14 protein-coding genes are annotated in these 14,034 nt (G+C 36.3%); 13 read left to right on the plus strand and 1 reads right to left on the minus strand.

What is annotated here, in order from left to right; all coding sequences use genetic code 11:
* The 13 genes from JEY82_RS18740 to JEY82_RS18800 all read left to right on the plus strand — a co-directional run.
* Positions 1-2,052, plus strand: a 2,052-nt coding sequence (locus JEY82_RS18740) for a Mu transposase C-terminal domain-containing protein (protein WP_304088594.1), incomplete at its 5' end; no start/stop codon positions are given.
* Positions 2,053-2,289: 237 nt separating this feature from the next.
* Positions 2,290-3,039 (plus strand): AAA family ATPase, encoded by a 750-nt coding sequence (locus tag JEY82_RS18745; RefSeq protein ID WP_304088597.1) that lies wholly within the window; start codon positions 2,290-2,292, stop codon positions 3,037-3,039.
* A 5-nt stretch (positions 3,040-3,044) separates the two neighbouring features.
* Positions 3,045-3,626: a helix-turn-helix domain-containing protein gene (locus JEY82_RS18750; RefSeq protein ID WP_304088600.1), complete on the plus strand. Its 582-nt coding sequence runs from the start codon at positions 3,045-3,047 to the stop codon at positions 3,624-3,626.
* On the plus strand, positions 3,623-4,117 hold the full coding sequence (locus tag JEY82_RS18755) for a hypothetical protein (protein ID WP_304088603.1): 495 nt from the start codon (positions 3,623-3,625) through the stop codon (positions 4,115-4,117). The genes JEY82_RS18750 and JEY82_RS18755 overlap by 4 nt, the downstream gene beginning before the upstream one ends.
* A gap of 63 nt (positions 4,118-4,180) precedes the next feature.
* Entirely contained in the window at positions 4,181-4,978 is a 798-nt protein-coding gene (locus tag JEY82_RS18760; protein WP_304088605.1) for a hypothetical protein, read from the plus strand.
* A complete protein-coding gene (locus tag JEY82_RS18765) occupies positions 4,978-5,184 on the plus strand; it encodes a hypothetical protein (RefSeq protein ID WP_304088608.1) in 207 nt (68 codons plus the stop codon). Before JEY82_RS18760 ends, JEY82_RS18765 begins: the two co-directional genes overlap by 1 nt.
* 190 nt (positions 5,185-5,374) lie before the next feature.
* Positions 5,375-5,986 (plus strand): DUF3164 family protein, encoded by a 612-nt coding sequence (locus JEY82_RS18770; RefSeq protein WP_304088610.1) that lies wholly within the window; start codon positions 5,375-5,377, stop codon positions 5,984-5,986.
* Positions 5,987-6,165: 179 nt separating this feature from the next.
* Entirely contained in the window at positions 6,166-6,354 is a 189-nt protein-coding gene (locus JEY82_RS18775; protein WP_304088613.1) for a hypothetical protein, read from the plus strand.
* Positions 6,355-6,711: 357 nt separating this feature from the next.
* Positions 6,712-7,005, plus strand: coding sequence for a hypothetical protein (locus tag JEY82_RS18780; RefSeq protein ID WP_304088615.1), 294 nt, complete (start codon positions 6,712-6,714; stop codon positions 7,003-7,005).
* A gap of 12 nt (positions 7,006-7,017) precedes the next feature.
* Positions 7,018-7,797, plus strand: a complete 780-nt coding sequence (locus tag JEY82_RS18785) for a conserved phage C-terminal domain-containing protein (RefSeq protein WP_304088618.1) — start codon at positions 7,018-7,020, stop codon at positions 7,795-7,797.
* A gap of 41 nt (positions 7,798-7,838) precedes the next feature.
* On the plus strand, positions 7,839-8,144 hold the full coding sequence (locus tag JEY82_RS18790) for a hypothetical protein (RefSeq protein WP_304088620.1): 306 nt from the start codon (positions 7,839-7,841) through the stop codon (positions 8,142-8,144).
* Between the two features lie 239 nt (positions 8,145-8,383).
* A complete protein-coding gene (locus tag JEY82_RS18795) occupies positions 8,384-9,919 on the plus strand; it encodes a ParB N-terminal domain-containing protein (protein WP_304088623.1) in 1,536 nt (511 codons plus the stop codon).
* Between the two features lie 2 nt (positions 9,920-9,921).
* Positions 9,922-10,818, plus strand: a complete 897-nt coding sequence (locus tag JEY82_RS18800) for a DNA adenine methylase (RefSeq protein WP_304088626.1) — start codon at positions 9,922-9,924, stop codon at positions 10,816-10,818.
* Positions 10,819-11,149: 331 nt separating this feature from the next.
* Here JEY82_RS18800 and JEY82_RS18805 read toward each other — a convergent pair whose 3' ends face one another.
* Positions 11,150-13,915 (minus strand): DUF935 family protein, encoded by a 2,766-nt coding sequence (locus tag JEY82_RS18805; protein ID WP_304088629.1) that lies wholly within the window; start codon positions 13,913-13,915, stop codon positions 11,150-11,152.
* Positions 13,916-14,034: the final 119 nt, after the last annotated feature.

The raw sequence follows: 14,034 nt of genomic DNA on the forward strand, positions 1-14,034 counted from the left end.
CCTGATAAATTGAGTAAGCAGAGGGCATTGATAGAGGTTTCGGGGTTTTCTAATGAGGTTGTGGCTCGGTGGAGAGCTGAAGTAATGGTTAATAATAATGATTTAGCTACTCTGTTGCACCAGGAGAAGAAGGAGTTCGAGCTTCATTGCAAGGATGATAAGGATGTAGCTTGGGCTCGTAAGAGTATTATAGAAGAATATTATAATTATCGGAAGATGGCCAAGGCTATTGGGACTTCGATGACTGAAGCCTGCAAGCAATTTGAGATTAAGTTAAGCAATCATGAATTATTACCCGGAATATTAAAGCGATTAGGTGCTATTTCTGTGAGTATCAAGACTATTAAGAAATGGGAGAAAGCTTGGAGAGACAGTGGTAATAACACTTACCCGGTTAGTTTATTAGATAATAAAAAAGGTAAGGTAGGAAGAAAGAGTCTTGTTAGTAGCAAATTAGAGCAAGATATAGAGAATTATGCTATTAGTTATAAAGATTTTCCTGCTAGTGAGATATACAGAGTATTAAGTGAAGGTGCTGCTTTAATGGGAGAAGAACTTCCAATAAGTGTAAGAACTCTCACTAATATAGTAAATAAGATCAGGTCTGATAAGGCTAAGTTGGCTTTGATGAAAGGTAAGAAGTGGTCCAAGGACAATTTAAGGGTTCATGTAAAGAGAATCAATAATGCTTTACCCGGGCAGATAGTAGAGAGTGACGGACATAAGCTGAATAATGTGGTTTATTCCCCATTTTATGCTCATAAATCAGAGTTTAGATACTTAGTGAGACCTCAGCTGATGGTTTGGTATGATGTAGGAACAGGTTTTATATTGGATGGTACTTTGACCTTATCAGAGAATCGTAATGTTGTCAGGACTTCGTTAAGATATGCCATATTGAAAGGCGGGTTACCTGATGAGATTAGATTAGATAACGGACCTGCTTATAAGAATGCTGATTTTGTTCCTTTAGCTTATGCAGGTAAGAAAAGATTAACTCCTGCTGTAAAGAGAGCTAAAGAGATGCTAAGCAAGGGAGATAAGGGATTATATGCTAATTTGGGTATTTCTTATTCATTCACGATACCGGGTAATCCTGAATCAAAGAGTATTGAGCCATTTTGGGGTTATTGTTTATCAATGTTTGAGAAGATATTCCCTGTTTGGATAGGTAATAACATTCAAAACAGACCTGAAGTGTATAAGCTTACCAATGCTGTCTTAATGAAAAGATACGGCAAGTATATACCTACCTGGGAGCAATATGATGAACTGCTTCAGAGGTTTATTCAGGTATGGAATAACAGGAAAAGAGGATGTTTAGTTAATGGCCGAGGAGATACACTTTCACCACAAGAAGCATATTCACAGGTAGAACACAAGACTCTTCCTTTAGAGGAATTAGAGAGGATAACTAAATTTGCTTATCCAAACCCATATATGGTGAGTAGAGGGCGAATAAATGTTAATGGGATATTATACTGGCATCCAAGTTTTAGGGCCTTAGAGGGCAAGAATGTTAACGCTTACTATGATGAGAAGAATATAAAGGAAGTTACTATTGGGACTGAATATGGTGAGATTTTTCAACAACCAGCAATGATAGTTTACCCAGGACTTCAGGTTGGTGATGATATGGGTGCTTATATCGAAGCACGACACCAAGAGAAGATTATGATGTCTGTTTATGCTGCAATTAATGAAGCAGGCGGTAATGTTGCCAGAAATAGGATAATGCTTGAAGCTACTTCTGATACTGTATTTATCCAGGATAAAAAACAAGATAAGATTAAACAAGGTGATAAGATGCTTTTACCTTCACCAAATAACAATTCTCAACATGCTATTAAACTAATTCCTGAAGATGAAATCACAATTACTGAAGATGATATTGCTATGGCTAAGCAGAATATTTTTGAAGATGATGCTGATAGTGAAGAAGTTGAGAATGAGAGGATTAAGCAGTTAATGCAGAAGATAAATGAGAATATGGAAGAAGAGAAAGAAGATAATAGTATAGAGGAAATTTTAAGACAGATGGGGACGAATTGAAGCCCCTAAATCCCCTAAAGGGGACTTTGAAGAATGGCGGACAAGCTGTCCACCGTCCGACAGGAGAAGAGACCACCCCGTCTTCTTCGAAGCCACCCCTCCAAAGAGGGGAATTAAGAAAGGCCCCGTCTGCTTCGCATCCACCCCTCTTTAGCATCCTTTCAGGATTAAGAGGGGAGTTAAGAGCGGATGTGGTCATCCGCGTTCCCAGTTAATAATAAAGATAAAGGAGAAGATATGAAAAGTGTATTGTATTCAACACAAAATGTAAAGAAAGCACAGAATGTATTAAAGGAAGTGTGCAGGACAAAATCAGGTGATTTAGTAGTATTATACGGCTATACCGGGACAGGTAAGAGTCAGTATGCTAAGAAGAATTTCGCTCAGAAAGATTGGGGATATTACAGGATTCAGAGTGTAGAAAGCGGTAGATCATTCGCAATGGAGATTTATCAGAGACTTCATTACCTGTACACCGGTTCTCATATTCATGCAAGCGGACATGCTTCTACCCTGGTTAAAAAGAGTATCGATATATGGCAAGAGATTAACTATATCAGAGCTAATCAAGGTCAGCTTCCTTTAGTATTCTTTGTTGATGAGGTTAATAATGCGATAAAACGCAGGGCCTGGGATATTTTGGAAATCATGAGAGACTTTAGAGATACTGCTGAAGCTAAGATTGTTCTGATTGGAGAAGAAAATACCAGGCAGAAAATTGAGAAGTATGACTCACACTATTCAGGAAGAGTAACGAATTGGTGCAACTTTGAGATACCATCACAAGAAGATATAGTTGGAGTCATTACCTCCAGTATGGAAGTAGAAGCTACTCCAGGTGTATATAAGATGATGATAGCTAAAATGGGTGGCAGTTTGCACGCATTAGAGAGATACATAAAACTTTGTGAAAGTGTAGCTAATCAGTATAATTTAGCACTAATAGACTTCAATGAAATTAAGAAATATTCAATAGAATTCAGGTAGGATAAATGTCACTAGCACAAGAGAAAACAATAAAAAACTATATTTATCAGATGCGAACAGCATTTTCACTTCAGGAAGTTCATGAGAATACAGATGTTCCTAAGACTTCAGCATTTCGGATATTACATAAACTGTTGGAGAATGGAGAGCTTGAAAAGACAGGTGCTTCTGTTAGTCCACAGAGGTATAGGGCGGTGTTAAGAGCCCCTAAATCCCCTAAAGGGGACTTTGATAAGAGGGCGGAGAGAATCTCCACCGTCCGACAAGAAGAGGTTGAGGAAAAGGCTGAGAAATTGGGTGTTTCTACCAGGACTGTTTATCGGATAGAAAGAAGAGGATATGTTAAAGCTCCAGAGTGTGAAAAAAGTAATAAGCCAGATAGATATCTTCATCTTGATGAAGTGGTAGAACTTGTCAGGGGAAAGGGTTTATTTACTGCTTCTGAAGTAGTTGAGGCTATGGACTGTAGACTAGAACAAGCTATTGGAGCTTTGGATACTCTTGTCTCGATGGGCAAAATTGAGAAGAAAACGCATGAACAATTTGCAGTTAGATATCAATATGTTGAAAATAGGAGGATATCATGAGAACATCAGTAAAGGACAAGGGTTTATCATCCAAGCAAATAGCCTATATGAAAACGCTAAGAATACAAATCATGATTACTGCCAAAAGAACCCACGGTTGGGACTCTGTTGAGTTTCATGATGTTCTTGAGAGCTGGGGTTTTGGCAGATCATTAAGACTACTCACAATACAGCAATTACAGACAGTCTTGGGTATTGTAAGAGGCGAATATTCTCCTGATGCTCCAGACGAGCTCAAGAGACAACTGGAAAAATACTCAATCGGATATCTTGATAAGCAAGGACGATATGCTTGGCACCTGATGAAGGAGATTGGTTGGGATTGGTTCCGGGTCCAGAAGTATATGGTTAAGAAGTATCATACCACTCATTGGAATGTGCTTAATGATGAGCAGAAAAGAGGAATGATAGCGATGTTGAAGTATTACTTGAAGAAAGAGAGTGTAGCCACCGAAAACACTGAAAACACCGAGAAGAGAGTAGAGAAATGAAGACTTTCACACGAATTAACACGAATTTAAGACAAATTAACACGAATTAAGAAGGAGAAAACAATGAGTAGAGAATTATTTGGAAGAAGCGAATTTAATGGCGGAGAGAATCTCCACCGTCCGACAGAAGAGATGATGACACCAGAAGAGAGATTTAAGGCTGTTGAAGTAATGAAAGGCAGGTTAGAAGAAGACTTTATTAGCCTGGGAGAGATACTTTCTGAGATAAAGAGCAAACGCATATTCAAGATTAAAGGTTATAAAAACTTCAGAGATTTTGTAGAGATTGAGCATAACCTGTCAATTGGAGTGTGTAACAAGTTAGTTAAGATTTATGACTACTATGTAAAAGCTCTAAATATTGATTTTGAAACAGTTAAAGAGATTGGTTTGGATAGATTAAACACTATTCACCCTTTGATTAAAGATGCGGATTATGTGGTCCAGGAGGAGTGGTTAAAACAAGCTGAAGAACTATCACAACAAGAGCTTAGTGAGAAGGTAAAAGAGATAAGAGTTAAGGAAAAAGAGAATTCTAAGACCTTGAAAGATGTGTTTGTAGAGCAGTTTATGGATAACATGAAAGGTTACTTTAATTGTTCCGGGAAAGATCTTAACTATAAATTAGCTCTCTACTTCCAGGATATGGAATTAGATAAGGTTAATGAGGTGATAAGAGATAAGCAGAGAAGATTTGAAGAGGAAATTGAAGAGTCTCACACGAAGGCACGAAAACACGAAGAAGAAACCACCCCGCCTTCTTCGAAGGCACCCCTCCAAAGAGGGGAATTAAAGGCCCTTAACACAGAGGACACTTTTCCTAAGGGGAGTTTCGTAGAGATTTTAAGAAGGAGAAAATGATGAGAGATGATGATATAAAAAGAGTTAATCAGAGAGCCAGGCAGATATGGACAGTTGATTATAGAGGTGGTGATGGAGAGTCTGCTTCTGTTGATATTATAGCTACTTCTTATGAAGTTGTTAATCAGTGGATTATGAGGCATACCTGGTGTAACACAGTTACTCATGTAGGTTTAACTAAGACAATAACAGAGATTGGAGGTTAGTTTATGAAAGAAAGCACTCCAGTTGTCGGAAGTCGCTACTCCGTGAGCAACTCCCGTCATTAAGAAGAAGACAGTTGTCGGAAGTCGCTACTCCGTGAGCAACTCCCGTCATTAAGAAGAAGACAGTTGTCGGAAGTCGCTACTCCGTGAGCAACTCCCGTCATTAGATAGATAAAAAAAGGAGTAAAGAATGGCAGAAGTAATAGTTGATGGAAGAACTAAATTATGGATAAATCCTGATGGCTATGAAGTACCAATCAGGTATATAGATAAAGATGATCAGAATAGAGACAAGCTGGTAACTGAAGTCTTTAGTGATGTTGATAAGCTGGTAAGTGATTTAACTTCATTCAAAAGCAAACTGGCAAAAATGGTGGATGATTACTTAGATTCATTAGCTCATAAACATAATGAGAAGTGGAAAGGCAATGCCGTGATTATGGACTTTGCTGAGAAATATAGAATTGATGTGAGTATTAGTGATAAAATTAGCTTCGATAATAAGCTACAGATTGCTAAATCTAAGATTGATACTTATATAAAAAGCTTAGTGAAGAATGCAGGCAAAGAGATTGTGATGCTGATAAATAAAGCCTTTAATGTAGATAAGAAGGGCAATGTTGATGTTAAACAGATTCTATCCCTTAGAACATTGAAAATCGAACACCTGGAATGGCAAGAAGCAATGGATCTAATTTCTGAAGCTATCAGGATTGATTCTACTAAGAGATATTTTAACTTCAAAGAAAAACAAGATGATGGGAGCTGGAAGTCTATTACTTTGAATTTTTCAGCACTGTAAGAGACTCACACGAAAACACGAAGAAGAAGATCAGTTGTCGGAAGTCGCTACTCCGTGAGCAACTCCCGTCATTAAGAAGAAGATCAGTTGTCGGAAGTCGCTACTCCGTGAGCAACTCCCGTCATTAAGAAGAAAAAAGAAAGTAAAAGTGAAGAATGGGTTGCCAGTGAGGAGGGCAAATGAATCCGGAAAAAAAGCGTGTGGGGTGCATGGTGCCTCTTTGTCAGGAACAATGGTGCAATGCTAAGAGAAAGAAGTTTTGTGCCCTCAGGCGCTGTTTTTTGGAGCATCAGAAGCAGGTTCGTAAAGCTGTGGCAGGCAATGTAGAACTTTATCACTATGTGTACTACTGGAGAAAAAAGAAGTGAATACGAAGTATAAGAAAATAAGAGCAAGGATTGAAGAGCTTAAAGGTAGTGGCTTTCGATTAAAAGACTGCTTTAGGATAGTGGCCGGGGAGTTCTTTTTATCTGAAGCAAGAGTGGCTGATATTTGGAGATTTAAGAAGAGTTGAAGAAGAAGACTTTTACACTAATTAGCACGAATTATAACGAATTAACACGAATAGGAGAAAAGAATGAATGAAAATAAAAAACAATGTGTGCACAAGTGGGTATTCATGGAGTCAAACAAGTTCTCTGAGTATAGAGGTAATCGAAATTATAATTACACTAAAGTAGATAGGTTTTACTGTGAAAAATGCTTAAAAACTAAAGAAATTAAACATGAAGAAACAAGCTGTGAAAGACCTGACTGGTACTAATAGGAGAAGAGTGAGGAAACATCAAATGTGTAATTGCTTTGAAAATCGTATTAAGAATATATGGGAAATTGAAGATAAAAGGCCCGTTGGAGATCCAATATTCACTGTTTCATATCCTTATATTTACATGAGAAACCGCAATTATTTTGTTCCGTTTCAAGTACTAAGATACGGTGGAGACAAGAAAATTATTGCTGAGGAAATGTTATTTTGTCCGTTTTGTGGAGATAGGATAATTTGTAGTGATGATGAATAAGGACTAATGACTATGACCACCAAAGAGAAGATTAACCTGATATATAATGAATTGAAAGAGATTGTAGGGCTTGAAATCCTGGAAGTCAAGACCCTGCAATTTCTGCAGAGGTTGAAGAAGAAAGAAGAAGCCACTAAATCCCCTAAAGGGGACTTTGAGAAGAGGGGGATAAATGCGGGTATATATAAACAGATAGTGGAAGAGCTTAACCAAAAGGCAGGGAAGCTTTATCGCTGGAATACTACAGAGACAAAGGCCTTAATTAGAGCCAGGTTGAATGATGGCTTTAGTCCTGAAGACTTTAGAAAGGTGATATTTATTAAAACAAAACAGTGGTTGGGAGATGAGAAGTTTACTCCTTACTTGCGACCTAAAACTTTGTTTAGTAGTAAATTTGAGGGATATTTGCAAGAATGGTATGCTTACCAGAAGAAACTTGATCAGCAGAAAGCTGAGTTTGAGAAAGCAAAGAGGATTGAGAGAGGAGAAGCTGATCCTGAAATAAGTCCGGAAGAAAGAAAGTCACAAATTGCCTGGGAGAAAAAGAAAGAAAGACTAATAGCTGAAGCTACTCCTGAAGACTGGCAAGATTATTATCACAATGAAAAGCTATTTAAAAAGAAAGCTTATACTCATGGGATTAAGGACCCTTTTATTAGAAATCTGTTTGCTTATTATTTAGATAAGAAGGAAAAAGAGAAGAATGGCGGAGAGAATCTCCACCGTCCGACAGAAGAGGCTCACACGAAGACACGAAGGCACGAAGAAGAAGAAGACCTTCACACGAATTAACGCGAATTAAAACGAATTACACGAATTAAGAGGAGAAAGAGATGAATTATAAGTACTTTGAAGTGGTGGATGCTAAACATAAAGAGCTAGTGAAAAAAGAACTATTAAACATAATGAAAGATAAGTTTGGAGATTCCTTTGACACCATATATGAAGATTTGATGGAAAATGGAAGTGTATTATCTTACAAATATTCAGCCAAAATGATTATAAACTATTGCATTGAAGAAGATAGGGTCTTATACAAAACTACTGCCGGCCTAAATGAAAAGGGAGGAGGTCTTCTTGCTCCAATCAGTGAAGAACTCTATAATGAACTTGTGGAAGATGATGAGGGGGAAGAATAAATAAGCTACTCCCTATGCCTCTTTAATAAAGGGGTATATGAAGTGGTTTTGATAAAAACTTGCTAATATAATAGTTACTAAAAAAAAGTTCTTGTTCGAATGATTATAAGAGAAATGAGTCAATATCGTATTATTACAAAGAATTTTATAATGAAATGTTAATAAAACAATACGTAAAAATAAATTTTCTTGACAGATTTAAAATGGATTATAATTTTTGAAAAAAAATAGGAGTTCTTATGGTACAAGCAAATGAAGATTGGTATGACAAAAGAATAACTTTAACAGTCGATAACTTGAGGTTATGGCCCAATAACCCTAGATTTGATGAAACCGATCTTGAAACAACTCGTGATTTTGCAAAATGTATTTCTGAAAGTAAGATTGATAAAAGTAGTTTCTTTAACCTTATTCAATCAATAATACAAAATGGATTTGTAAATATTGAACCGATTGTAGTATTTAAATACAAAAATAATGATAAATATTATGTAGCTGAAGGTAATCGAAGAGTCCTAGCTTTAAAACTACTAAGAAATCCAAAATTTGCTCCAAAGAGTATAAGGAGTTACATTTCAGCAGCTTCAAAAAAAATTAACCGTGATTCGATTAAGAAAATTAAAGTAATTGTATCTCCATCACTAAGTGATGCTCAATGGTATATAGGGCAGAGAAACAATATTTCTACTATAAAGCAATCTTGGACAAAATTACAGCAATGTAGGTGGGTAGCTGAGTTAGCAAAGGATGTTAACAATGATTTAAATCTCATAAGAAAAACTGCTCAGTTGTCAACTTCAGAAATTTTAAGAGTACTCAGGATAAATGCATTTAATAAGCTTATTAATACAGAGCTTATGCAAGAAGTGTTATCTCACGAGGAAATCTCAATAATGCAATCAAGAAATTTTCCAGTTAGTATAATTGAAAGATTTTACGATTCATCAATTGTCCAAGATAGGTGGGGGATAAAGTTTGATGGTCCCAATATAAGAATATATAACTTTGTAGATTTTATTATTTCATATGCAGAGTTGTTGAGAAGAGTTATTTCTAAAAATAATGAACTAATTAAAATCGACACAAGAACTATAACTACACACATTGAAGAGATTCTGGATAGCTTACCTTCAATAGATCTTTCTATTAAGAATTCACAATATACACTTAATATTTTTGAAGATATTGTTTTTGGTGATGAGATTATTGAAACTTTTGAGGAGACTATTGAAGAAGAAGAACAGACTAACGAGCAAAAATTTAGCAAAAACGAACATGTTCATAAAGAAAGTAAACGTTCACCCTTACTAAACAATACTAAGAGAAATAGATTAGTTCCCGAAAACGTTACTGTTAATACTGGTAATGCTAGAATTCAAGACTTGTTTAATGAACTAAAAGGATGTCCTATCCAAGGGAGAGAAAATATTATAGCTATCTCACTCAGAGTTTTATTTGAATTAGTTGTTTTAGATTACTTAATAAGGGAGAATCTAGACTCAGGACTCCTTTCAAAGCACAACAAAACAGATTTATCATATATAGGATTAAAAGACAGGTTAGTATATATAAGAACGTTAAAAAAAAAAAATAAAAAAGTCACTAAAATTATTAACGGTTTATTAAGACCAGAAAACGATTACTCAATTGATACTTTAAATATTTATATGCACAGTGAACAAACTTATGCAATAACTAGAGAAAGATTAGTTTGCTTTTTTGACTACCTGTTCCCATTACTACAAGAATTTTTAGTTTTAACGGTCCACAGATAGTAATGTATTATTCTCCTTTACGCTATCCAGGTGGTAAGAATAGGCTTTCTGCTTTCATTGGACAGCTATGCGTAGATAATGGCATCCATTCCCATTACATCGAGCCTTTTGCGGGTGGTGGTTCAGTAGCATTGTTCTTACTAATTGAAGGGTTTGTTGAGAAAATCACCATTAATGATAAAGATAGATCAATATATGCTCTTTGGTATTCAATATTGAATCATACAGATGTATTATGCGATTTAATCAAATTCTGCCCAATAAATGTTGATTATTGGAAAGTTCAGAAAAAAATACAAGAAAACAAAAATAATGTAGGTTTGTTAGAGCTAGGGTATTCTACCCTCTATTTAAACAGAACTAACAGATCTGGTATAATTAAAGCAGGAGTTATCGGAGGTCTAGATCAAACAGGTAACTACAAAATGGATTGCAGATTTAATAAGACTTCTTTGATTGATAAAATCAAGAAAATAGCTGAATATAAAGATCATATATCTTTAACTAATCTTGATGTTATGGATTTATTGCAACAGGACTCAATAATGCATGAATCTGATGGACTTATTTATTTTGATCCTCCTTATTATCAAAAAGGTAGCACATTATACATGAACCACTATAAGAAAGGTGACCATTCTATCTTAGCAGAAAGAATTAAAGAAATTTCTTTTCTGAATTGGATTGTGTCTTATGATAATGTAGATGCGATAAGACACTTATACTCTAATTTACCTTCCAGTGAATTCTCATTTAAACATACCGCTTATGAAAGCAGAACAGGAAAAGAAATCTTGTTCTTTGATAAAAGTTTAAAATTAGGAAAATTGCAGACATTAAATCCTTTATATTATAAATTCGATAATAAATCGAAAAAAATTATTGTTATTAATCAATAATATTTGTGGTGAACTAGTAAGTACACGAATTAAATTACTTGCTAAAAGCAGGTAAATGAATAATATGTAAATAGAAGCACCGAGAGAGCTTAATCCTTGTTTGATTGGTGTGGACGGCTGGAGTTGGATAAGCAGACTACGAGCCCCTTGACGGAAAGGGCTAACCTGGAAGCGGCGTTTGTTGATTCGTGGCGTGGTAGCGTCTTAATATCAACATTGAAGTGGAGAGAGAGCTTAATCCTCGTTTGATCAAAGCGGAAACTATGATATGATAAGGTATCACTTAGATCACAAAAAGGGAACACGATGTGCTCCCTTTTTACTTATTTAGCTACTTGATTAAGAAGCCTTTTCTTTGTTTATCAATGTATCTATCTTCAGCTGGGAAGAAGTTGAAGTATTCAAGATTTCCCTGACTATCAACGAAAGTTATGACACATACGCTTTTACTATATTTTTTAAGATAATAGGTTCTTAACTCTTTAGCTCCATTCTCACTGTGCATCCATATTTCATCAGGATTTTTAATAACATCATCAATACAATTCAGATACTTTAATCTGGCTGATATTTCCTCTAAGGATCTATCTTTTAGATTTTTATCTGCTTTTTTATTTAAGAAAACAGGAGTATCCTCTGAGTCCTTAATAGTACGATTACCAAGATAATCAGAGTATTCTTGTAGTTTTTCTTTTTTAGTTGTACCTTTAGTTTTATATTCTTCAGGTTGCTTATTGTTTGGTTTTTCCTTGAAGTCCTGTAGATCTAAATCTTTGTATGATTTAGTATAGAGGTTAGGACAGTGCTTTTTACCTGAGTTGTAGATATGTAAACGCTTGCTTCTGATAGACATTTCAGGATAAAGGACAGATATGTTTTTAGCATCTTCACAGCCTAACCAGTCACCAAAGAGAGAGTTGTCTTTGCCTACATTGCGTTTGAATTCTTCTTTAACATTAGAATCAGGAGGGACATCTCTCTTGAGTCCCGGGTCTCCGTTTGCTTCTTCTTCAGTAATTTGTTCTTTATCACAACGACAACCCCAGCCATTAGGAGGATAATAGTCATCCCAGAAAGGATCATCTACATGTCTGACTATACCATCTAAGGCTCTATGTTCATCTCTGACAGCATCATCTTGCATAGTAACATAACGGAGATAAGGGAAGATTTCTTTAGAGTCCTGGATATCTTTCCAGTCTGCGGCCGCACGAGCTGATTTAATAGCCTGGTTGAAGTTAGTTCTTAGGTGATAAGGATTATCAGGTTCAAAGCCATTTAGCTTGAGGTTTTCCTGAAACTCTTGAAAGGTAGTACCTTGAGTAAAGGCTTTTTCAGCTTCGGACTTAATCATATCAAGCATTGTATCAGAAGTTACTCCTGCTACGATAAAGGTTTCAGCTCGGAAAGCATGGAGTGCTTTGGTGTCTTCCAGGGTCCAGTCTATTTCGAAGTTGAAGTCAGCCCCTAAATCCCCTGAAGGGGACTTTGAAGATATACAGTCAGTTGAACTGCCTGTGCGGGCTGGAAGCCCACGTTCCCAGTTAGCTACTAAATCCCCTGAAGGGGACTTTGAAGAGACCTCACACGAAGGCACGAAGGCACGAAGAGGAGAGTTAAGAACCATACCTTTTGCTTTTTTCTTTAGCGACGCTTTTCTTAGCTGATAGTATTCTTTAAGAAGGGTTTGATACATCTCATTAGCAAAGGTAAGATATAGTCCTTTAGGGTATGCCATATTTGCTATATCTTTGAATGATTTAGCTTGATTGATTTGAGATTTGATTTTTTGGAGCTGTTTGAGGGAAGCTGCTAAATCAGATGAAGGGGACTTTGAAGAGACCTCACACGAAGGCACGAAGGCACGAAGGGGATCTGAAGGAACCACCCCACCTTCTTCGAAGGCACCCCTCCTTTGAGGGGAATTAAAAAAAGGGGATTGTTGTGTGTTAACCTCCTTTAGTTTTGCACCAGACTTTGGTACAGGGATGCCATAAGTGGTGTACCAGTAATCAGGTTCAATATCAATGATATTGTTTAGTTGTGTATCGATACCAATTTTGGTAGTTAGATCAATATGTTCCGGGAGTGAGAGAGTGATTTTGATATTAGAGGCTTGGAAGTTAAGTCTGTTTAACCTGGAGCAGATGTGAGAGATATACTTAGAGCAGTCTCTGATATCAGATTGAAGGATATCTTGTCTGACCATGTTATGAACCTTAGCTTGAGCATAGGATCCTGTCTTTTCTGTATTAGTGGTGAGGGTTTGGCCAAGGATTCTTTTAGAGATAGATTTTTTACAGAAATCTAAAAGAGTTGAGTAGAGATTAGCATTAGCTGAAGCATTTTTGAAGTCTGCGAACTCGATGAGAGTATTCTCAGAGATAACAGCACCTAAATCTGTACCAAGATTCTTTACCATAGACTTGAGTAAGTTCTTTTCTTCCGGGGTTGAACCCGGTTTATACTTACCAATTCTGATAGGTTTTCCATAAGTTTCGACAAAGGAAGCCCAGTTGTTGAGAGCAAAGGAAAAGAAAGTATAATATTTGATGATAGACTCATAGACAGAATAATTTTGATAGAGACGCACAAATCGGTCATCTGAGAGGCTTTTCTTCTCATCTTCGACATACAGGACCAATTCAGATTTTTCAGCCCTTAAATCGAGGTTTTTGTATTCTATGAACTTGTCTATGGTGTAAAGGTTGTTTTCCAGCTTAAAGGCAATCTGGCGAAAGAGAGAACCTGTAAGCTTAAGATCAGTTGCCTGATCTATGAGGACCGTGAAGAAGTTATCCAGGAAGGAAGTAAAGAAGTCTTTTTGCTGTTGAGTGAGTTCTTCAGGGAGAGTGTAAGAAGCTGATTTAAGAGCTTCAACTCTGACATCAGTGTCTCCAGCCAGGTTATCATCGAGATTGTAGAGTCTGTCGTATAAGCTGTTAAGGTGTTTTAATCTGCCATTATGGGCATTATATAGAGCTAAAGCCATCTCTGAAGGTGTGATTTTAGCTGACCAAAGAGGTTTTTCTTCCTCAATTTTAGTTTGGGTTAAGATGGTTGTTGATGTTTTTTTAAATATGTCTAATATATTCATTTTTTTCTCCTTTTGTTTTTTTAATCTATCCACTAATTACACGAATTGCACTAATAAGAATGTCCTTAACACAGAGTTTCACAGAGGTTATCACAGAGTTACACAGAGTTTTAAGAGGG

The sequence above is a fragment of the Maridesulfovibrio ferrireducens genome (assembly GCF_016342405.1).
Lineage (GTDB): Bacteria > Desulfobacterota > Desulfovibrionia > Desulfovibrionales > Desulfovibrionaceae > Maridesulfovibrio > Maridesulfovibrio ferrireducens_A.